The organism is Amycolatopsis sp. NPDC058278, assembly GCF_042881395.1.
In the GTDB taxonomy this organism is placed as follows: domain Bacteria; phylum Actinomycetota; class Actinomycetes; order Mycobacteriales; family Pseudonocardiaceae; genus Amycolatopsis.
Genome location: NZ_JBHVXZ010000086.1, coordinates 24,441 through 43,701 on the forward strand (window position 1 = coordinate 24,441; position 19,261 = coordinate 43,701).

Genomic DNA, 19,261 nt, shown 5'->3' on the forward strand with positions numbered 1-19,261 from the left:
GCTAGGGCGAGACGGCCGCCTTCTCCGCCTCGACGTCGTCGTGCAGCGATTCGCCGCGGGTTTCGCGGGCGGACAGCAGTGCGATCACGGTGATCAGGCACATCGCCGCGACGTACAGCGACACCGGCACGGTGCTGCCCCAGCTGGAGAACAGCGCGACGGCGATCAGCGGCGCGACGGCCCCGGCGGCGATCGACGACAGCTGCCCGCCGACGGAAAGGCCGGTGTAGCGCACCCGGGTCGGGAACTGCTCGGCGAAGAACGCGGCCTGCGGGCCGTACATCGCGCCGTGCAGCACCAGCCCGACGGTCGTGGCCAGCACGATCACCGCCGACGACTTCGTGTCGAGCAGCGCGAAGAACGCGAAGCTCCACAAGGCCATCCCGATCGCGCCGAACAGGTAGACCGGACGGCGCCCGACGCGGTCCGACAGCGCGCCCCACACCGGGATCGTCACGAAGTGGACGGCCGAGCCGATGAGCACCGCGGTCAGGCCGACGCCCTTCGGCAGGTGCAGCCCGGTCGTGACGTACACCAGGATGAACGCGGTGATCACGTAGTACGAGACGTTCTCGGCCATCCGCGCGCCGATGGTGATCAGCACCTGGCGCCGGCTGTTGCGGAAGACGTCGACGACCGGCACGTGCTTCTCGGCGCGTGCCTCGGCCTGGCGCTGAGCCGCGAGGAAGACGGGCGACTCGGCGACGGCCAGCCGGATCCACAGGCCGATCAGCAGCAGCACGCCCGAGAGCAGGAACGGGACGCGCCAGCCCCAGGACATGAACGTGGCGTCGGACTGGGTGGCCGAAAGGATCGCCAGCACGGCGGTGGCCAGGAGGTTCCCGCCGGGCGCGCCGCACTGCGGCCAGCTCGCCCAGAAGCCGCGACGGCGGTCATCGCCGTGTTCGGAGACGATCAGGACGGCGCCACCCCATTCGCCGCCCAGCGCGAAGCCCTGGACGAGCCGGAGCAGCGTGAGCAGCAGCGGAGCCAGCACACCCGCGGTGGCGTACGTCGGCAGGACGCCCATCAGGCAGGTCGACCCGCCCATCAGCGTGAGGCTGACGATCAGGAGTTTCTTCCGGCCGAGCCGGTCGCCGAAGTGGCCGAAGACCAGCCCGCCGACCGGCCGGGCGAGGAAGCCGACGGCGTAGGTCAGGAACGCCAGCAGCGTGCCGGTGAGCGGGCTCGCCGTCGGGAAGAACAGCTTGTTGAAGACGAGGGCGGCGGCCGAGGTGTAGAGGAAGAAGTCGTACCACTCGATGGTGGTGCCGATCAGGCTCGCGCCGACGATCTTGGCGATCGCCGACCGCTGGGGTTGGCTCACTGCGGGCTCCACTTCCTTGTGGTGACGGGACTTAGGCGGCGGTCCAGCCGCCGTCGAGCGGGATGGAGGCCCCGGTGATGTGGCCGGCGTGCGGGGAGCACAGCCACACCACCAGGGAAGCGACGTCCTCGGGTTCGATGAGCTTCTTGATCGCGGCCCGTTTGAGGAGGACCTCGGCGACGACGTCCTCACGCGGGATGTCGTGCTCGGCGGCCTGGGCGTCGATCTGCCCGTCGACCAGCGGAGTGCGGACGTACCCGGGGTTCACGCAGTTGCTCGTGACGCCGTGTTCGGCACCTTCCAGGGCGGCGACTTTCGAGAGGCCTTCGAGGCCGTGCTTGGCGGCGACGTAAGCGGCTTTGAAGGCGGAGGCGCGCAGCCCGTGGACGCTCGACATGTTGACGATCCGCCCCCACCCCCGCGCGTACATCGACGGGAGCGTGCGCCGGACGAGCAGGAAGGGGGCGGTGACCATCAGGGCCTGGATCCGCGTGAAGACCTCGGGCGGGAAGTCTTCGAGGGGCGCGACGTGCTGGATCCCCGCGTTGTTGACCAGGACGTCGACTTCGGCGGGCAGAGCGTCGATCGAGGTGGGGTCGGTGAGGTCGGCGACGTGCGCCCAGCCGCCCACTTCGGAGGCGGCGGCTTCGGTGCGTGGCGCGTCGATATCGACGACGTGCACCTTCGCCCCGGCCGCGGCGAGGGCGCGGACGCAGGCGAGGCCGATGCCGCTCGCACCGCCGGTGACGAGGGCGGTGCGCCCGTCCAGATCGCTGGTCATGGACGGGAACGGTAAGCGTGACCCCGGTCGCTAGCTATGTGCGGAGCGACTACACCTTCGGAAGATCCAGTGTGGTCGGCCGACACAACGCGGAGAGTAAGGCGTCCCACGATCGGGTGGAGATTTCGAGGGTGCCGCCGGAGCGGTCCTTGGTGTCGCGGATTTTTGCCGCAGGTCCGAGCGCCACTTCCACGCATTTCTCCTCGGCGGAGTAGCTGGACGTCTGCCACAAGGTCATGCTTTGCCTCCCAGCTCGGCGATCACCTCCCCGATGAACTCGCCGCTTTCCCACTCGTCCATCGCCAGCGCCGCCATGTTCTTCGCCGCCGCGCGGTAGCCGGCCACCTGATCAGCATCGTAGAGGTAGGCACTCGCCTGGAAGAGCTCGATGAAGACGATCGGCGGAAGAGTGGGGAAGTCGAGCAACGCGAAATTGCTGAACAGGCCGGCGTGCAATCCCGCCCGGTCGGGGAGAACCTGCAGCCTCACGTTCCGGCGCACGGAGGCTTCCCGCAGGTAGCGGAGCTGCTCGACCATCACCTGTTCGCCGCCGATCTCGGAACGCAAGGCGCTTTCCCCAACGAGCACGTGGTAGTCGAGCGGCCGATACCTCGTGAGGACCTGGCGCCGCGCGATCCGCGCCTGCGCGACCTTTTCGATCCGGTCCGGCGACACCTCCCAAGTGCTCAGCAGCGCGCGACAGTAGTCCGGGGTCTGCAAAAGCCCGGGGATCAGCGCGGGTTCCCAGTCGAACAGCTCGGTTGCCTCGCGCTCGTGCTCGGCAAAGGTCACAGCACCCGACGCGACGCCCGGCACCGCTTTCTCGAGCCAGCTCGGTTCGTGAGCGAAACGAGCCAGCTCCAGCAACCGCTTTCGCTCCTCCGGCTCCACGACCAGCGCCCCCATCAGCAGCGCCACCTGCTCGATCTTCGGGATCCGCTTCCCGTACTCCCAGTTGGACAGCTCCTGCGCATGCACGCCGATCTTCCGCGCCAGCTGCCGCACGCCCAGATTCCGCGCTTCCCGGCAGGTGCGCAGCCCGAACCCGAGCGCTCTCGCCCGGGGTGTCGCGAAGGGTGTCGCCATGACCGCATTCTGTCATCGGGGCCCGACATTTCCCTTCGCCGCCCGGCGGCTGGTGTCGCGGATCCGCGTCAGGTTCGCTGCTGGTCATGGACCCGGACCACGCACTTCTGACCCGTCTCCGCGACCTCGCCGAAACCCTCCCCGGCGACGTCGCCTGGCTCACCGGCCCGCCCCTGCGCGCGGACGGCCTGCGCGACCTCGGCGAACGTCTCAGCTGCCTCGGCGCGGACCTGATCGGCCGCGCGGGCGTGCTCGACGAGATCGCCGCCGCCCGCCTGCCCGCCCACGGCTGGATCCCCGAGTGCGGGCCGGAGCCGCGCCGCCGGCTCAGCCACTACGTCGGCCGCGGCGAGGTGCGGCTCGGCCTGATCTACTTCGCGAGCTGCGGCGCGGGGTGCTTCCCCTTCTACGGCACCGATCCGGCGGGCAAGACCGAGCGGCACGAGCGGTGCGAAAAGTGCGTCAAGGAGGCGTACCGGCTCATGAGCGTTCCGCCAGCACCGCGAGATAGTGCACGTTCGTCATGATCCCGAGGACGTTGCCGAACGGGTCGACGACCGAGGCCGTCACGAACCCGGGCCCGCGTTCGGTGATCGGCTCGTACTCCTTGGCGCCCAGCTCCAGGAGGCGCGCGAACGTCGCTTCGAGGTTGTCGACGTGCCAGCGGACGATCTCGCCGCCCGGTTCGGTGTGCGTGAAAGGGGCGTAGCTGCGGTCGATGATGCCGAGTTCGTGCTGGTAGTCGCCGATCCGGAACTCCGAGTAGCCGGGGACGTTGAAGTACGGCTCGGCCCCCAGGAACTCCGTGTACCAGGCCTTCGCGGCCTCGAGGTCTTCGGCGTAGTACGTCACGGTGGCCATTCCTCGCAGCATGTCCTGCTCCTCTGTTCCGTCTCGGTCGAGCGATGTGGAGTCATCATGCGGGGTAAAAGTGCTCACCGAGTGACCACTTTGTTTGCGACACTCCTCCCATGCGCGCCGACCGCCTCGTGGCCACCCTCCTGCTGATGCAGACGCGCGGCCGCGTCACGGCCGCCGAACTGGCGGCGGAGCTGGAAGTCTCCGTCGCCACCGCGCGCCGCGACCTGGAAGCCCTCTCGGCGGCCGGGGTGCCCGTCTACCCCCAGGCGGGCCGCGGCGGGGGCTGGCAGCTCGTCGGCGGCGCGCGCACCGATCTGTCCGGCCTGAGCGCCCAAGAGGCGCAGGCGCTGTTCCTGCTGGCCGGTCCGGCCGCGGCGGGCGCACCGGAGGTCAAATCGGCGCTGCGGAAGCTGATGGGCGCGCTGCCGGGCACGTTCCGGGCGGACGCCGAGGCGGCGGCGGACGCGGTCGTCGTCGACCAGGCCGGCTGGGGCGAGCGCCCGAAGGAACGGCCGCCGATGGTCTCGCTGCTGCGGGACGCCGTCATCGCCCGCCGCCGGGTCCGGCTCACCTACGCCGGGCGCGAGCGGTCCGAGCGGCTCGTGGACCCGTGGGGCCTGGTCGACAAGGACGACGTCTGGTACCTGGTCGCGGGGACGGCGAAGGGCCGCCGCACCTTTCGCGTCGACCGGATCGTCTCCGCCACCCCGACCGAAGAACCGGCGGACCGCCCGTCGGACTTCGAGCTGGCGGCGGTCTGGCGGGAGGTCGTCGAGGAGATGGAGAAGCGCCGTTCGCTGCTCAGCGCGGACGTGGTGCTCGGCCGCCGGCACTTCGGGGTGCTCCAGGACCGGTTCGGACGGCACTGCGCGCTGGTCGCGGAGCTGCCCGGGGAGCGGGTCCGCGCGCGGGTGGCCGCGCCGGCGCCGGTCATGATCGCGCAAGAGCTGGCGGGGTGGGGTGCGCTGGTCGAGGTCGAGGGCCCGGAGTCGGTGAAGGCGGAACTGGCGCGGCTCGGCGCGGAGCTGGTGGCCCGCTACGGGACGTGATCGCCGCCCGCTATGACACCTTATGTCGTAAACGCGCCGTCCGGCCTCCACGCCTCCCGAAAGCACTTGCACACTTTTCGAACCTTGCTCGTCGATCATGTCGAATGGCCGTGATCACCCCTCAGCTTGGTGAACGCCGTTCATCGGTCTACAATGGACACCGGACGAGAACACTCGGAGTGTCCGTTACCCGCCGGTATCTGGCCGTTCGGAGTATCCCTGATCACCCGTTTGCTGCTATTGTGACGCCTCCGTGACCTGAACGTGCGTTCGGCGACACTTCGGTGAGGGCAGACAATGCGTGACGATGTGGTCGAGGCGAGTGCCGTGGTCGGACACCCGCCCGACGTGGTGTGGCAGATCGTCGGATCGCCGGAGTGGTACTCGCGGTTCGTGCCGGAGATCAGCTGGTGCGAGATCCAGGAGCCGGCCGGGCGCGGGCGCGGCCCGAAGGGCGTGGTCCGGATCGTCCCGGCGCGGGGACCGATGCTCGAGACGCAGATGCAGGCCGTCGTCTACCGGCCGGGCGAGCACGTCGTTTGGTGCGGCGTCCCCGACGAGGGCACCTGGGTCTCCCTGGAGCTGAGACCGCTGGCCGGCGGCCGGACCGAGCTGTTCGTGCGGATGATGCTGCCGCCGTCGCACCTGGAACTGGTGTCGTCGATCAAGAAGGACGTCCGCGCCCTCGCCCGGCGCCTCGACCTGCACCTGGCCGGGGAACACGACCCCGACACCGACAGCGAGACCAACAAGGCCACCAAGCTGCGCACCACGAGCATCCTGCTGCGCGCCGGCGTGCTCAGCGCCGGGCGGCCGGACAAGCTCGCGCGCCAGCTGAACTCCCTCGCGCAGTGGGGCGCCACGGTCGCGGGCGGCTACCAGGCCGCCGCCGCCCGTGTCCCGGACGAGCTCGCCCTGCACGACGAGCGCAGCGTCCGCACCTTTCGCCAGGTCCAGGAGCGCAGCGACCGGCTCGCCAACGCGCTGAGCGAACTCGGCGTCGTCGAGCGCGACCGGATCGCGCTGATGTGCCGCAACCACGCCGCGATGATCGAGTCGTTCGTCGCGGCCAGCAAGCTCGGCGCCGACGTGATCCTGCTGAACACCGGCCTTTCCGCAGCCTCGGTCAAGGACGTGCTCGCCGAGCACCAGCCGTCCGCCGTGCTGGCCGACGACGAGTTCGCGCAGACCATCGCGAACGTGCCGGGCGACTTCGCCCGGATCAGCACCTGGCCGGACGCCGACACCGGCTACCCGACCGTCGACGAGCTGATCCACGCCGCACCCGCCGACCGTCCGAAGCCGGTCGAACGGCCGGGCCGGCTGATCGTGCTCACCTCCGGCACCACCGGGACGCCGAAGGGCGCGCGGCGCCCCACGCCGAAGGGCCTCGGCACCGCCGCGGCGATCCTCGACCGGATCCCGCTGCGCGCCGGCGACCGGCTGCTGGTGGCCGCGCCGCTGTTCCACACGTGGGGCCTCGCCGCGATGCAGATCGGGATGGCGCTGCGGGCGTCGCTCGCGCTGATCCGCAAGTTCGACGCCGAAGAGACGCTGCGGACGATCGCCGAGCAGAAGTGCGACGCGCTGTTCGCCGTGCCGATCATGCTGCAGCGGATCATGGACCTGCCCGAGCGGGTCCGCACGCGCTACGACCTGTCCTCGCTGCGGATCGTGGCCAGCAGCGGCTCGGCGATGTCCGGGCCGTTCGTCACGCAGTTCATGGACACCTTCGGCGACGTCCTCTACAACTTCTACGGCTCGACCGAGGTCTCCTGGGCGAGCATCGCCGACCCGGCCGACCTGCGCGCGGCGCCGACGACGGCCGGCCGCTGCCCGCTGGGCACCCGGCTGGCGATCCTGGACGAGGACCGCAAGCCGGTGCCGCCGGGCGGCGAGGGCCAGATCTTCGTCGGCAACGACATGCTGTTCGAGGGCTACACGAGCGGAACCGACCCGGCCCGCGCGGCGGACATGATGGCCAGCGGCGACGTCGGCTATCTCGACGCGGCGGGCCGCCTGTTCGTCACCGGCCGAGCCGACGAAATGATCGTCTCGGGCGGCGAGAACGTGTTCCCGCGCCCGGTGGAAGAGGCGCTGGTGGCGCTCCCGGGCGTCCACGACGCGGCGGTGGTCGGCGTGGCGGACGCGGAGTGGGGCCAGCGCCTGGCGGCGTACGTCGTCCCGCGCCGGGGCGCGTCGCTGCACGCGGAGGACATCCGGCAGTACATCCACCACCGCCTGGCCCGGTTCGCGGTGCCACGGGACGTGTACTTCGTCCCGGACCTGCCCCGCAACGCGACGGGCAAGATCCTCAAGCGCCTCCTCCACGACGACACCTGGCCGGCGACCAGCGAATACTGATGCCCGAGCACACGCCGGACGGCCGGTACACCGTCGTGAACGGCCGCCGCTGGCGCGCGACGGATCCGAGAGCCCCGACGACGTCCGCGCAACGCCGGGCGCGGTGGGAGCGCGGCCTCGCCGAGCCGGATCAGCCGACCGGCTGACGCAGCACCGTCCGGAGCTTCGCGGGCTCGACGCGCCGCGGGTCGCCGAGGTACACCTCGTGGTGCAAGCCGGTCGGCTTCAAGCCTTGCGCCGCCAGGTATTCGTCGTGCAGGCGGGCCAGCAGCGGACCTTCGTCGTCGTACGACCCGACGTGCAGCGCCTGCGCGCAGCGGCCCTCGTGCAGCTCCTCCAACCGGACCGGTGCCTCAAGCTTCTTCTTGCGCCGCACCGTTTCCCTGGCCTCCTCGACGGCGGCCTCCCCGATCCACGACGGCTGCGCGATGAGCATGGTCCACTGCCAGGAATCCTTGGCGCGCACGGTGAACGCCGCGTAGTCCTCGGCCCACCACAGGCCCTCCAGCGGACCCACGACGAAGTCCTCACCACGCTGCTTCGCCGTCATCTTGATCGTGTACGCGAAGGCGTAGAGCGCTTCGACGGCTTTCCGGTAGCTCTCCGCCGTGTTCGGGTTGCCGCGGCCGTCGATCGCGAGGAACCGCTGTCCGGGGACGTCCACCAAGGCCCAGTCGGTGTTCTTGGGCGCGTAGAGCTGCTTCAGGTCCTTTTTGACGTCGTACGGCATCAGGTCATTCCTTCCAGCCACCGGGCTTCCGCCTCGAGTTGGGCGATGGAGTAGTCGAAGATCGCGCGGACGAACGGCGGGGCGGTCCGCTGGGCCGCGGCGGCGCGGCGGACCTCGGCCAGCCGCTCCCCGACCGCTTCCGCGCGCCGGGCCAGCGCGGCCGCGAGGCGTTCGGGCGGGACGGCCGGGCTGTTCGCCAGTCCGACGAGCACCGGCGGGTGCAGCGGGCGCAGCTCCGCGACGGCGGCTTCGGCGGCCGCCGCGCACGCCTTGCGGCCCGCTTCGGTGGCCGTGAACGTCTTCTTGGCCTTGGGGTGCGCGCGTTCCCCGGCGACCTCGGCGACCAGGCCGCGGTCGCGGAGTTTGCCCAGGACGTAGTAGATCGAGCTGAAGCCGAGCGCCGTCCAGTCGCGCATGCCGCGCTCCGAGACGACCTCGTCCAGCTCGTAGCCGTGCCTCGGCCGCTCGACCACCAGGCCGAGCACGGTCAGTTCCGCGTCGGTCAGCACGCCGGTACTCTAGCACTAGAATAGTCAGCTTCCGGAAATTGCGGTGACATCCGGGGCTTCGCCCCAGGTCGGGGGGCTCCGCCACCCGAGCCCCCCGAAAAATGTCGGTGGGTGCTGGCATGCTTCACCTCGTACCGGAAAGCGAGGGAGCACAGTGGGGGGACAGGTGGTGACGGCGGTGCCGTGGACCGCGGAACGCGTGGCCGGGCTGGCGCCGGATCCCGCTTCGGAGAAGGCGGGCCGGGCGCTCGCCACGCCGGCGAAGTGGACGGGCGCGGGTGCGTCCGAAGACGCCGTGTGGGGCTTCTGCCAGGGCAGTGGCAAGAAGCCGTACCAGACGTGCGTCGAGCTGGCCGAGCCCGCGTTCCGGTGTTCCTGTCCCAGCCGGAAATTCCCGTGCAAGCACGCGCTGGGGCTGCTGCTGCTCTGGGCGGCCGGGCGCGTCGACGCGGGTCCGGCGCCGGACTGGGTGCACGCGTGGCTGTCCGAACGCGCCGACCGCGCCCGCCGGGCGGAGAACCGCGCCGAGACGGCCGGCCCGAAGGACGAGGAGGCGGCCGCCCGGCGCGCTGCCGAGCGGGTGGCGCGCGTCGAAAGCGGCGTCGCGGAGCTGAAAGTCTGGCTGACCGACCGGATCGGGGCCGGGTTCGCGGGCTTCGAACGCAACGGCGGCGAAGAGCTGCGTACGGTCGCGGCGCGAATGGTCGACGCACAGGCGTCGGGTCTCGCCGGCGGCTTGCGCCGGGCGGCGGGGATCGTCGGCCGCCGCGACTGGCCGGAGGCGCTGCTGGCCGAGCTGTCCCAGCTGTACCTGCTCGCCGACGCGGCAACGCGCCTGGAGTCGCTGCCACCCGCGCTGGCGGAGACCGTCCGCACGCGGCTGGGGTTTTCGGTGGAGACGGCCCGGGTGCTGGAGGCCGGCGAGCGCGTCGCGGACGACTGGCTGATCACGGGCGCGGCGGACGAGGAGAACGACCGGCTGCTCACCCGCCGGACGTGGTTGCGGGGCCTGCGCACGGGCCGGGACGCGCTGGTGCTGTCGTTCGCCCCGCCGGGCCGTCCCCTGGACGCGACGTTGCCACCGGGCCACCGGCTGACGGCGGAACTGGCGTTCTACCCGGGCGCGGCGCCACTGCGGGCCCTGGTGGCGGAGCGCGGAATCCCCCTCGCGGCCCCGGCCGCCGAAGGTGGTTCGATCGCGGACGCCCTGGCGGCGCACACGCGGGCGATGGCGGCGGACCCGTGGCTGGAGCGCTGGCCGGTGCTGTTGTCGGGCGTCACCCCGGCCGAGCACGCGGGCGGCTGGTGTCTGTCCGAACAGGACGGAACGGCGATGCCGCTGGTGCCGTACGCGTTCCCGTGGTCACTGCTGGCCCTTTCGGCGGGCCGCCCCTTGACGGTGGCCGGCGAGTGGAGCCCGGCGGGGTTGCGGCCGCTGACGTGCTGGCACGAGAACCGGGCGGTGCGGCTGTGAACGTTTTCCCCCACTACCACCAGGAATCCGAGGTGTCCCGATGAAAGCCTGGGAAGACCTCGTCGGCACCGCCCTGCTCGGCACCCGGCGGCGCACCTTGGACCCCGCCGCCCAGCCGGCCGCCGTCCAAGAGCTCATCGCCGGCCGCGCCGATCCCGCCGAACAGCTGCTCGCCGCCGCGGCCGTGCTCAGCACCTACCGGCGGGCCGGGCGGCAGCCGCTGCACGACGTCCGGCCACTTCCCGTGGCCGCAAGCGACGAACGGCCCTTCGTCCCGCCGCTCGCCCGGGAGCGGCTCGGCCGGCTGCTCGCCGCCAGCCACCCCGACCTCCTGCTCGAGTGGCTCGGCATCGTCGCCGGCACCGGCTACCGCGTCCCCCCGGAAACCCTGCCGCTGCTCGCCGAGGCCGCGCGCACCAAGGCGGCCCTGCGCGGGCCGCTGGCCGCCGTCGCCGGGCCCGTCGGCGCCTGGCTCGGGCAGCGCAACCCCGACTGGGCCTTCCTGGCCGCACCTGCCGAAGAATCCGGGGACGTCTGGCAGTACGGCAGCCTCGCCCAGCGCCGCCGGTGGCTCGCCGCCAAACTCGTCCAGGATCCCGACGCCGCCCGCGAAGCGCTGGCCACGTCGTGGAAGACCGAGCCCGCCGACGTCCGGGCCGACTTCCTCGGCGTCCTCGCCGGGCACGTCCGAGGCGGCGACGAAGCCTTCCTCGAGGCCGCGCTCACCGATCGGGCCGCCGCCGTCCGCGAACAGGCCGCCGATCTGCTCGGCCGGCTGCCGGGCACGCGCTACGGCCAGAGCATGGCCGAACGGCTGCGACCGCTGGTCCACCGCCGGAACCGGGTGCTCACCGTCGCCCTGCCCCACGGCGAACGCGGCGACGGCACCGTCCGGCTGCGCACCCTCGTCGCAGCCGCGCCGCTCTCCTTCTGGGCCGAGTTCGGCCCGCCGGCCGAGGTCGTGCGGATGGCCGTCGAAGGCTGCCCCGCGGCCGTGCTGCGGGACTCCTGGGCCGCCGCCGCCCTGCGCCAGCGTGACGAAACCTGGGCGCAGGCCCTCATCGGCGCCGACCCCGGCGGGCGCACCACGCCGCCGCTGCTCGGGGTGCTGAGCCCGGCCGGCCAGGCCGCCACCGTCGGGCACCTGGTGAGCCGGCTGCCCGTCGAGTCGTTCGCGCGGCTGGTGCACGAACTGCCCCGCCCGTGGACGAAGGAACTCGGCACCGCGCTGCTCGACTGGATCGCCCGCCAGGACGACCACCGCCTCGTCTCGCACGCCGCCGTCGTGATCGCGCGCGCGGTGCCGCCGCAGTGCCTGCGCCACCCGCTCGCCACCACCCGCCTGACCATGGACGCCGGGCCGTGGCGCCGGGCGCTCACCGAAACGCTGAACTTCCGCCGCGAAATGTACGAGGAGCTCGCATGACCGCCCCCGCCACCGTCCTCCGGCCGCACGCCGAACAGGACCACGCCGCCGAGCTGGCCGCGCTGGCCGCCGCCGACGACCGGACGAAGCCGCCGAACTGGAACCTCTCGCCCTGGGCCGTCGTCGAGTACCTGCTCGGCGGCACCCTGGCCGACGGCACGGTGATCACGCCGAAGTACGTCGGCCCGCGGCGGCTGATCGAGGTCGCCGTCGCCACGCTCGCCACCGACCGCGCGCTGCTGCTGCTCGGCGTGCCCGGCACGGCGAAGACGTGGGTGTCGGAACACCTCTGCGCGGCCATCAGCGGCGATTCGACGCTGCTGGTGCAGGGCACCGCGGGCACGTCCGAGGAGTCGATCCGCTACGGCTGGAACTACGCCCGGCTGATCGCCGAGGGCCCGAGCGCCGCCGCCCTCGTCGAAAGCCCGCTGGTGCACGCGATGCGGGACGGCAAGCTCGCCCGCCTGGAGGAGCTGACGCGCATCCCCGCCGACGTCCAGGACTCGCTGATCACGATCCTCTCCGAGAAGACGCTGCCGATCCCGGAACTGGGCACCGAGGTCCAGGCCCGGCCGGGCTTCAACCTGATCGCGACGGCGAACAACCGCGACAAGGGCGTCAACGAACTGTCCAGCGCGCTGCGGCGGCGGTTCAACACGGTCGTGCTGCCGCTGCCGGACAGCGCCGAGGCGGAGGTCGAGATCGTCAGCCGGCGGGTCGCCGAGCTCGGCACGTCGCTGCAGCTGCCGGTGGAAGCCGCCGAGCTGGCCGAGATCCGCCGCGTCGTCACGGTGTTCCGCGAGCTGCGCTCGGGCCGCACCGAAGACGGCCGCACGGCGGTGAAGTCGCCGTCCGGCACGCTGTCGACCGCGGAGGCGATCAGCGTGCTCACCGGCGGGCTCGCCCTGGCCACCCACTTCGGCGACGGCGTCCTGCGCCCGCACGACATCGCGGCGGGCATCCACGGCGCGGTGGTCAAGGACCCCGTGGCCGACCGCGCGATCTGGATCGAATACCTGGAGACCGTGGTCCGCGAACGCGACGGCTGGGCCGACTTCTACCGGGCGGGCCAGGAGCTTTCGTGACGGCGACCCACCTGCTCGGCATCCGCCACCACGGCCCGGGATCCGCCAGGGCCGTGGCGGCGCGGCTCGCCGAGCTCGAACCCGACGTCGTCCTCATCGAGGGACCACCCGAAGCCGACGCCCTGGTCGAGCTCACCGAAGACCCGGCCATGGCACCCCCGGTCGCGCTCCTGGCCTACGCGACCGACGACGTCTCACGCGCCGCGTTCTGGCCGTTCGCCGTCTTCAGCCCCGAATGGCAGGCGCTCACCTACGCCCGCGAAGCCGGCATCCCGGTGCGGTTCTGCGACCTCCCGGCCGCGCACACGTTCGCCGCGGGGCCGGACGAGCACGCGGGCCCGCCGGTCGACCCCCTGGCCCTGCTGGCCTCGGCCGGCGGGTACGACGACCCGGAACGCTGGTGGGACGACGTCGTCGAATCGCGGCGGGACACCGAAAGCCCGTTCGAAGTGATCGCCGAGGCGATGAGCGCGGTCCGGGAGGACGAAGAACCCCCGCAGGGTAGCGAAGCCCGCCGCGAGGCCTACATGCGCTCGGTGCTGCGCCGCACCCGCAAGGACGGCTTCGAGAACATCGCCGTCGTCTGCGGTGCCTGGCACGTGCCCGCGCTGGCGGATCCGCTGCCACCGGCGTCGCACGACCAGGCCGTCCTCAAAGGACTCCCGAAGCGGAAGGTCGCGTGCACCTGGGTGCCGTGGACGCACGGGCGCCTCGCCACGGCGAGCGGCTACGGCGCCGGCGTGCGGTCGCCGGGCTGGTACCACCACCTGTTCACCACCCCCGAAGACGTCACCACGCGCTGGCTGACCGGCGTCGCCGGAGTGCTGCGGGAGGAGGACCTGCCCGTCTCGACCGCGCACGTCATCGAGGCGGTCCGCCTGGCCGAGACCCTGGCCACGCTGCGGGGGCGGTCGTCGGCCGGGCTCGCCGAGGTCACCGAAGCCACCCGCTCCGTGCTGTGCGGCGGGGACGAGGTGCAGGTCGAGCTCGTCACGCGGCGGCTGGTGGTCGGGGAACGGCTCGGCGAGGTGCCCGACCACGTCCCGCAGCCACCGCTGGCCGCGGACCTCACCGCGACCGCGAAGCGCCTGCGGCTCAAAAAGGACCCGGTCGTCAAGGAGCTCGACCTCGACCTGCGGACGCCGGGCGGGCTCGACCGCTCGAAGCTGCTGCACCGGCTGCGGATCCTCGGCATCGAGTGGGGCAGCCGGGAGGCGTCGGCGCGGCGGAACAAGGGCACCTTCCGCGAAACCTGGGCGCTGGCCTGGGAACCGTCGTTCGAGGTGGACCTGGTCGCGGCGGCCGTGTACGGCACCACCGTGCCGTCGGCGGCCACCGCCGCGGTCCGGGCCACCGTCGAAGGCACGCCACCGCTGGACGAGGTCACCACGGCCGTCGAGAACTGCCTGCTCGCCGACCTGCCGGAAGCGCTGCCCGAAGCGCTCGCGGCGCTCGACGCGCGGGCGGCGGCGGACGCGGACGTCGCCCGGCTGATGTCGGCCCTGCCCGCGCTGGCCAGGGCAACCCGGTACGGCAACGTCCGCGGCACGGACACCGGCGCGCTCCGGGCGGTCGCCGACCGGATGCTCGACCGGATCTGCGCCGGCCTGCCCCCGGCCGCCCACGGCATCGACGACGACGCCGCGGCCCGGCTGGCCAAGCTCGTCGACGGAGTGCACGACGCCACCTCGCTGCTGGGCGACGAGGCGAAGGAACGCTGGCTGACGGCGCTGGCCCGGCTGGCGGAACGGCCGTCGCTGCCCCCGCTGCTGGCCGGACGGCTCACCCGGATCCTGCACGACGCCGGGCTGCTCGACGCGCTCGACATCGAACTGCGGCTGGGCCGGGCCCTCACGCCGGGCGTCACGCCGTCGGCGGGCGCGGCCTACGTCGAAGGCTTCTTCGACGGCGGAGCACTGCTGCTGGTGCACGACGAAGGCCTGCTGCGGGTGATCGACGCGTGGCTGGCGGCGATCCCGGCCGACGTCTTCACCGAGGTGCTCCCGTTGCTGCGCCGCACTTTCGGGGCGTTCAGCGGGCCGGAAAAGCGGGCGATCGGGCAACGGGCGGCCGGGCTCACCGGCGCCGCGCGAACCGTGGCGATGGCCGATGAACTGGACGAGGACCGGGCCGAGCGCGTGCTGCCCGTCCTGGCGACGCTCTTGGGGGTGGGAGCATGACGGCAGACACCGACCGGGTGCGGCGCTGGCGGCTGGTGCTGGGCGGGGACGGCGCCGGGCCGGGGTCCGGGCTGGCGGACGCTCAGCTGTCCGATGAGGACAGTGGGGTGGACGCGGTGCTGGCCGCGCTCTACGACAAGCCCGACGAGGAGACCACGGGCGGGCCGCGCAGCGCGAACCTGGGTGCCTCGGCGCCGCGGGTCGCGCGCTGGCTCGGCGACATCCGGCGCTACTTCCCGAGCACCGTCGTGCAGGTGATGCAGCGCGACGCGGTCAACCGGCTGGGGCTCACCCGGATGCTGCTGGAGAAGGAACTGCTGTCGGCGGTCGAGCCGGACGTCCACCTCGTCGGCACGCTGCTGTCGCTGAACGGCGTGCTGCCGGAGGAAACCAAGGAGACCGCCCGCGAGGTGGTCCGCAAGGTCGTCACCGAGCTGGAGGAACGGCTCGCCGAACGCACCCGCGCGGCGATCCGGGGCGCGCTGGACAAGGCGTCGCGGACGCACCGGCCCCGCCCCGGCGACGTCGACTGGGCACGCACGATCCACGCGAACCTGAAGCACTACTCCCCCGAACTGCGCACGATCGTCCCGGAGAAGCTGATCGGCTTCGGCCGTCGGCAGCAGGCGGTGCAGCGGGACGTGATCCTGGCCGTCGACCAGTCGGGCTCGATGGCGGAGTCGGTGGTGTACTCCGGGCTGTTCGGCGCGGTCCTGGCCTCGATGCGGGCGTTGAAGACGTCGTTCGTGGCGTTCGACACCGAGGTCGCGGACCTCACCGAGCACCTCACCGACCCGGTCGACGTCCTGTTCGGCACCCAGCTGGGCGGCGGCACGGACATCAACCGGGCGATCGCGTACTGCCAGGGCCTGGTCGAACGCCCGGAGCGGACGCTGCTGGTGCTGATCAGCGACCTCTACGAGGGCGGCGACGAGGACGAACTGCTGCGCCGGATCGCCGAGCTGGCCGGCGCGGGGGTCCAGGTGGTGACGCTGCTGGCGCTGTCGGACTCGGGCGCACCGTCGTACGACCACGAGAACGCGGCGGCACTGGCCGAGCTGGGCATCCCGGCCTTCGCGTGCACGCCCGACCAGTTCCCGGAGCTGATGGCCGCAGCCATCCGCGGCGACGACCTGCAGAGCTGGGCGGCCCGGGAGAGCAGCTGAGTTGCGGAATGAAACTGACAGCCCGGCGGTTGAAGCGAACGTGGGACAGCAGCTCCCGCAGGAAGGACGGCTCGCCATGAAGGTCCGCAGCTCGATCCGTTCGCTCGCCCGCCAGCCGGGCGCCCAGGTCATCCGCCGGGGGACGAAGGTCCTGGTGATCAACAAGGACAACCCGCGCTCGAAGGCCCGCCAGGGCTGACCGGGACGACGGCCGCCGGGCCCGGAACCGCGTGGTTCCGGACCCGGTCGCGTTTCGTCAGGCCGGGCCCGCGAGGCCGACGAGATTGCCCTCCGGGTCGGCGAAGTGGGCGACCACCAGGTCCCGTCCCGGGGCGCGGTCCGGGCCCATCCGGCGGGTGCCGCCGAGACGTTCGGCCTCGGCCAGCGCCGCCGCGACGTCCGGGACGCCCACGTAGAACACGACGTGACGCTCGTGAGCCGCGCCGCCGCCGACGCCGCCCGGGATGGTGTCCGTCTCCACGAACCCGTAGCCACCCGGTTCCGACACCTGGTCCGACACCGGCCCGGACGTGTCGAACTCCCAGCCGAACAGCTCGCCGTAGTACCCGCGCAGCCGCGCCGGGTCGGTGCCGATGATCTCGAAGTGCACGACTGACCGGCCCATGACCGTTCCTTCCCGTCGACATCCGGACCCGGCCGACCGTACGCGCATCCAGTTGTTAAAAACAACCACTCAGTTGTACATTGAGTCCATGCCGACGAGCCGCAGCTACCGGGACGCCTGCACCATCGCGCGTGCCCTGGACGTCGTCGGGGAACGCTGGGCCCTGCTCGTGGTGCGTGAGCTGCTGCTCGGGCCGCAGCGGTTCTCCGACGTCCGCCGCGCGCTGCCCGGCGCCAGCTCGAACCTGGTCACCGACCGGCTCCGCGAGCTCGAAGGCCACGGCGTCGTGACGCGCCGGCAGCTGCCACCCCCGGCCGCCTCGACCGTCTACGAGCTCACCGACTGGGGCCGCGAACTGGAGCCGGTCGTGCTGGCGCTGGGCGCGTGGGGCGCGCGAGTCCCGCTCCCCCGGGCCGCGTCCCTCGGCGTCACCTCCGTGCTGCTGTTCCTCCGCGGGTCCGCCCGCCCGCGCGGCACCGCGTGCTACCGCGTCGAGCTGGACGCCCGCGTGTGGACGGTCCGCACCGAGCCGGGCCGCCTGACGATCGAGCCGGGCGAGCCCGGCGCCCCGGACGCGACGATCCGGACCGATCCCGCGACCCTGAACGCTTTGCTCGAACAGCCTTCCCACCTCGAGGACGCCATCGCCGACCGCAGGCTGACGATCGAGGGCGACCGGAACGCGGTCCGCAGGCTGCTGCGCGAACACGAAGGCTGAGAACCCCGCCGGACCGGGTCGGGGCACCGGCCCGGCGAGGAGGCCTGCTTACAACGCGACCAGCTTCGTCCCGCCGAACGTGCCCTTCAGCGGCACCACCACGGACCGGCCGCGCACCGTCACCGTGACGCTGTCCTGCAGCTGCGTCGGATCCGACACCGCGAGCTGGGTCCGGATGCCGCAGCGCCCGATCGCGACCGATGCCGGACCCGACACGCTCAGCTCACCGGCCGAGCCCGCCGCGAAGAAGTTCGCCAGCACCGTGCCGTCGGCGGTCCGGATCGCCTGCACCACCGGGGTGTTCGCGAGCACCCGCCACGCCCAGGACGCCGTGAGCGTGTCGATCACCGAAGCACCCGGGAGCACCGCGTACGCGTACTTCGCGTCCGTCGGCTGCACGCCGTGTTCCAGGATCAGCTTCTGGTACCGGCGTGTGTTCGGTGTCGTGGTGCCCTTGGTGTTGGCGCCCGTGTCGATGTCGCGCCACGCGCCTGTCCGGTCCTCGCGCAAGGCCGTCACCGAAGCGTCGTCGAGCAGCGCGTACCCGCCGACGTTCTCCAGGTGCGCCCAGCGCGGCCGCCGCAGCGCCGTCGCCTTGCCGAGGTCGGTGGCCACGCGCCGGCCGTCGGCCAGCAGCGTCCCGCGGCCGCCCTCGCCGAGGTTGCGGTTCTCGATCGTCGTGCGCACCGCGTGGGGAGACGTGCTGGTGATCCCGGCGCCGAGGCAGAGGATCCCGTCCGGGGTGAAGAACCACGACTTCTTCGCGACCAGCGAGCCGTCCCAGTTCTCGAAGTCGAACCCGTACGCGCCGTGCCGCGCGTCCCAACGGACGCCGCCGGTGTGCGGGTTCGGGCCGACCGGCACGCCGCCGAACTTCGGGTCGACCGGGCCGTCGTGCTCGGTCGTGCCCGGCAGCAGCAGCGGGTCCACCGTCGGCCAGTAGGCGTCGGTGTAGTGGCCCTTGGCGTTCGGGAGGAACGTGTAGAGCACGCCGTCGCCGACGTGGTAGCCCTTGAGGTTCTGGCCGTTGATGGATTCGTAGCGCGAGATCCGCGTCGAGCTGACGCCCAGGGACGCCGACCAGCCGTCGGTGACGTGGACCATCCGGTCCTGCTGGCCGAAGATCCGGTGCGCCGCCACCACCCGCGCCGGGCGCGCGCCCGACGCCAGCATGTCCTGCGCGAACTCGATGCCCGGCGTCGCCACCAGGTCCGGGCCGGGCGCGAACCGCTCCGGGTCCGGGATCTTCAGGAACGGCGCGTACTCGCCTTCCTTGATCCACTTCGCGGCCAGGGCGTTGAGGTCGGTCTTCGTCCTGCCCGCCGCCGTCCGGGCCAGCACCAGCGTCGCGACGGTGAGCTGGTGGCCGATGTCGTGGCCGGTCTCCCCCTGGCGCGACAGCATCCGCCCGCGCACCGGCTCCATCAGCGCGCCCGCGTAGACGAAGGGCGCGAAGCTGTCGGCGACGAGCGCGTAGATCTTGTCCTTGAGCGGCTGCGGGAGCGCGTACGCGGTGCCCTGCGTGACGTGGATGGCGCCGGCGAGCGCGGTCAGCAGCACGATGCCGTAGTGCCCGGGGTACGGGATGGTGTCGTGCTGGATGAAGGAACCGTCGACGTGGAAGCCGTCGCCCGCCGCGCGGTCCAGCTTCGCGACGACGCTCGCCGCACCCCCGCCCACGACGTCGGTGAGCGCGTCGATGCCGGTTTTGATCCACGCCGTGTCGCCGAGCATCGCGCCCGAGACGATCGAGATGAGTGCCTTGTCCGCGCGGTTGGCGCCGGTTTCGACCACCGACGGGTTGTTGGCGCGCAGGTTCGGGTTGCCGACGAACCGCTTGACCGGCGCCAGGTAGCGGGCCAGCTGCTCCGCGGTGAGCC

General features: G+C 72.3%; 20 protein-coding genes. 11 read left to right on the forward strand and 9 right to left on the reverse strand.

Annotated features, from left to right (window positions below; translation table 11 throughout):
- Position 1: 1 nt before the first annotated feature.
- From ACFVYA_RS34240 to ACFVYA_RS34255, 4 genes are read right to left on the reverse strand one after another with little or no spacing between them, the layout of a single operon-like run.
- Complete coding sequence (locus ACFVYA_RS34240; RefSeq protein WP_387050935.1) at positions 2-1,327, reverse strand: MFS transporter; 1,326 nt, start codon at positions 1,325-1,327, stop codon at positions 2-4.
- Between the two features lie 31 nt (positions 1,328-1,358).
- On the reverse strand, positions 1,359-2,108 hold the full coding sequence (locus ACFVYA_RS34245; RefSeq protein ID WP_387050936.1) for a 3-hydroxybutyrate dehydrogenase: 750 nt from the start codon (positions 2,106-2,108) through the stop codon (positions 1,359-1,361).
- A 49-nt stretch (positions 2,109-2,157) separates the two neighbouring features.
- Entirely contained in the window at positions 2,158-2,346 is a 189-nt protein-coding gene (locus ACFVYA_RS34250; protein WP_387050937.1) for a DUF397 domain-containing protein, read from the reverse strand.
- Positions 2,343-3,194: a helix-turn-helix transcriptional regulator gene (locus ACFVYA_RS34255; RefSeq protein WP_387050939.1), complete on the reverse strand. Its 852-nt coding sequence runs from the start codon at positions 3,192-3,194 to the stop codon at positions 2,343-2,345. Before ACFVYA_RS34255 ends, ACFVYA_RS34250 begins: the two co-directional genes overlap by 4 nt.
- A gap of 86 nt (positions 3,195-3,280) precedes the next feature.
- Here ACFVYA_RS34255 and ACFVYA_RS34260 point away from each other — a divergent pair, with 86 nt between their 5' ends.
- Positions 3,281-3,721: a hypothetical protein gene (locus ACFVYA_RS34260; protein WP_285993190.1), complete on the forward strand. Its 441-nt coding sequence runs from the start codon at positions 3,281-3,283 to the stop codon at positions 3,719-3,721.
- On the opposite strand, the gene ACFVYA_RS34265 is transcribed toward ACFVYA_RS34260, so the two are convergent.
- Complete coding sequence (locus ACFVYA_RS34265; protein ID WP_285993191.1) at positions 3,675-4,067, reverse strand: VOC family protein; 393 nt, start codon at positions 4,065-4,067, stop codon at positions 3,675-3,677. The two genes, ACFVYA_RS34260 and ACFVYA_RS34265, sit on opposite strands and share 47 nt — an antisense overlap.
- A 98-nt stretch (positions 4,068-4,165) precedes the next feature.
- Between ACFVYA_RS34265 and ACFVYA_RS34270 the strand changes: the two genes are divergently transcribed.
- The 3 genes from ACFVYA_RS34270 to ACFVYA_RS34280 all read left to right on the forward strand — a co-directional run bounded on the left by ACFVYA_RS34270 (position 4,166) and on the right by ACFVYA_RS34280 (position 7,614).
- Positions 4,166-5,104, forward strand: a complete 939-nt coding sequence (locus tag ACFVYA_RS34270; protein WP_387050941.1) for a helix-turn-helix transcriptional regulator — start codon at positions 4,166-4,168, stop codon at positions 5,102-5,104.
- A gap of 297 nt (positions 5,105-5,401) precedes the next feature.
- Complete coding sequence (locus tag ACFVYA_RS34275) at positions 5,402-7,468, forward strand: AMP-binding protein (protein WP_387050942.1); 2,067 nt, start codon at positions 5,402-5,404, stop codon at positions 7,466-7,468.
- The gene (locus ACFVYA_RS34280; RefSeq protein ID WP_387050943.1) at positions 7,468-7,614 is read left to right on the forward strand and encodes a hypothetical protein; all 147 of its coding nucleotides are present in this window, start codon (positions 7,468-7,470) and stop codon (positions 7,612-7,614) included. The genes ACFVYA_RS34275 and ACFVYA_RS34280 overlap by 1 nt, the downstream gene beginning before the upstream one ends.
- Here the strand turns inward: ACFVYA_RS34280 and ACFVYA_RS34285 are convergent.
- Together ACFVYA_RS34285 and ACFVYA_RS34290 are read right to left on the reverse strand one after the other, a co-directional pair.
- Complete coding sequence (locus ACFVYA_RS34285; RefSeq protein WP_387050945.1) at positions 7,599-8,198, reverse strand: GyrI-like domain-containing protein; 600 nt, start codon at positions 8,196-8,198, stop codon at positions 7,599-7,601. The genes ACFVYA_RS34280 and ACFVYA_RS34285 overlap by 16 nt on opposite strands.
- Complete coding sequence (locus tag ACFVYA_RS34290) at positions 8,198-8,707, reverse strand: PadR family transcriptional regulator (RefSeq protein WP_387050947.1); 510 nt, start codon at positions 8,705-8,707, stop codon at positions 8,198-8,200. Before ACFVYA_RS34290 ends, ACFVYA_RS34285 begins: the two co-directional genes overlap by 1 nt.
- Before the next feature lie 166 nt (positions 8,708-8,873).
- Here ACFVYA_RS34290 and ACFVYA_RS34295 point away from each other — a divergent pair, with 166 nt between their 5' ends.
- The 6 genes from ACFVYA_RS34295 to ACFVYA_RS34320 are packed head-to-tail and all read left to right on the forward strand — an operon-like array spanning position 8,874 to position 16,237.
- Positions 8,874-10,181 carry an SWIM zinc finger family protein gene (locus ACFVYA_RS34295; protein ID WP_353069572.1) on the forward strand — a complete coding sequence of 436 codons (1,308 nt, stop codon included), beginning with the start codon at positions 8,874-8,876 and terminating at the stop codon, positions 10,179-10,181.
- A gap of 40 nt (positions 10,182-10,221) precedes the next feature.
- A complete protein-coding gene (locus ACFVYA_RS34300; RefSeq protein ID WP_387050948.1) occupies positions 10,222-11,607 on the forward strand; it encodes a DUF5691 domain-containing protein in 1,386 nt (461 codons plus the stop codon).
- Entirely contained in the window at positions 11,604-12,692 is a 1,089-nt protein-coding gene (locus tag ACFVYA_RS34305; protein ID WP_285993200.1) for an AAA family ATPase, read from the forward strand. Before ACFVYA_RS34300 ends, ACFVYA_RS34305 begins: the two co-directional genes overlap by 4 nt.
- Positions 12,689-14,872: a DUF5682 family protein gene (locus ACFVYA_RS34310; RefSeq protein ID WP_387050949.1), complete on the forward strand. Its 2,184-nt coding sequence runs from the start codon at positions 12,689-12,691 to the stop codon at positions 14,870-14,872. The genes ACFVYA_RS34305 and ACFVYA_RS34310 overlap by 4 nt, the downstream gene beginning before the upstream one ends.
- Positions 14,869-16,038, forward strand: a complete 1,170-nt coding sequence (locus ACFVYA_RS34315) for a VWA domain-containing protein (protein WP_387050951.1) — start codon at positions 14,869-14,871, stop codon at positions 16,036-16,038. The genes ACFVYA_RS34310 and ACFVYA_RS34315 overlap by 4 nt, the downstream gene beginning before the upstream one ends.
- Positions 16,039-16,078: 40 nt before the next feature.
- Complete coding sequence (locus ACFVYA_RS34320) at positions 16,079-16,237, forward strand: 50S ribosomal protein L36 (protein ID WP_387050952.1); 159 nt, start codon at positions 16,079-16,081, stop codon at positions 16,235-16,237.
- Positions 16,238-16,294: 57 nt separating this feature from the next.
- Here the strand turns inward: ACFVYA_RS34320 and ACFVYA_RS34325 are convergent, their stop codons facing one another.
- Positions 16,295-16,663 (reverse strand): VOC family protein, encoded by a 369-nt coding sequence (locus ACFVYA_RS34325; protein WP_285993203.1) that lies wholly within the window; start codon positions 16,661-16,663, stop codon positions 16,295-16,297.
- Positions 16,664-16,751: 88 nt separating this feature from the next.
- On the opposite strand from ACFVYA_RS34325, the gene ACFVYA_RS34330 reads away from it, so the two are divergent.
- Positions 16,752-17,381: a winged helix-turn-helix transcriptional regulator gene (locus ACFVYA_RS34330; protein WP_387050953.1), complete on the forward strand. Its 630-nt coding sequence runs from the start codon at positions 16,752-16,754 to the stop codon at positions 17,379-17,381.
- Positions 17,382-17,429: 48 nt separating this feature from the next.
- Here ACFVYA_RS34330 and ACFVYA_RS34335 read toward each other — a convergent pair.
- A partial coding sequence (locus ACFVYA_RS34335) for a polysaccharide lyase family 8 super-sandwich domain-containing protein (protein ID WP_387050954.1) occupies positions 17,430-19,261 on the reverse strand: 1,832 nt, incomplete at its 5' end.

Bases quoted from the DNA above. Each gene is read 5' to 3' on its own strand.
- ACFVYA_RS34260 (WP_285993190.1), top strand. From the start codon at position 3,281: ATGGACCCGGACCACGCACTTCTGACCCGTCTCCGCGACCTCGCCGAA.
- ACFVYA_RS34305 (WP_285993200.1), top strand. From the start codon at position 11,604: ATGACCGCCCCCGCCACCGTCCTCCGGCCGCACGCCGAACAGGACCAC.
- ACFVYA_RS34255 (WP_387050939.1), bottom strand. From the start codon at position 3,194: ATGGCGACACCCTTCGCGACACCCCGGGCGAGAGCGCTCGGGTTCGGG.
- ACFVYA_RS34330 (WP_387050953.1), top strand. From the start codon at position 16,752: ATGCCGACGAGCCGCAGCTACCGGGACGCCTGCACCATCGCGCGTGCC.
- ACFVYA_RS34250 (WP_387050937.1), bottom strand. From the start codon at position 2,346: ATGACCTTGTGGCAGACGTCCAGCTACTCCGCCGAGGAGAAATGCGTG.
- ACFVYA_RS34280 (WP_387050943.1), top strand. From the start codon at position 7,468: ATGCCCGAGCACACGCCGGACGGCCGGTACACCGTCGTGAACGGCCGC.
- ACFVYA_RS34325 (WP_285993203.1), bottom strand. From the start codon at position 16,663: ATGGGCCGGTCAGTCGTGCACTTCGAGATCATCGGCACCGACCCGGCG.
- ACFVYA_RS34270 (WP_387050941.1), top strand. From the start codon at position 4,166: ATGCGCGCCGACCGCCTCGTGGCCACCCTCCTGCTGATGCAGACGCGC.
- ACFVYA_RS34275 (WP_387050942.1), top strand. From the start codon at position 5,402: ATGCGTGACGATGTGGTCGAGGCGAGTGCCGTGGTCGGACACCCGCCC.
- ACFVYA_RS34285 (WP_387050945.1), bottom strand. From the start codon at position 8,198: ATGCCGTACGACGTCAAAAAGGACCTGAAGCAGCTCTACGCGCCCAAG.
- ACFVYA_RS34265 (WP_285993191.1), bottom strand. From the start codon at position 4,067: ATGCTGCGAGGAATGGCCACCGTGACGTACTACGCCGAAGACCTCGAG.
- ACFVYA_RS34245 (WP_387050936.1), bottom strand. From the start codon at position 2,108: ATGACCAGCGATCTGGACGGGCGCACCGCCCTCGTCACCGGCGGTGCG.
- ACFVYA_RS34315 (WP_387050951.1), top strand. From the start codon at position 14,869: ATGACGGCAGACACCGACCGGGTGCGGCGCTGGCGGCTGGTGCTGGGC.
- ACFVYA_RS34300 (WP_387050948.1), top strand. From the start codon at position 10,222: ATGAAAGCCTGGGAAGACCTCGTCGGCACCGCCCTGCTCGGCACCCGG.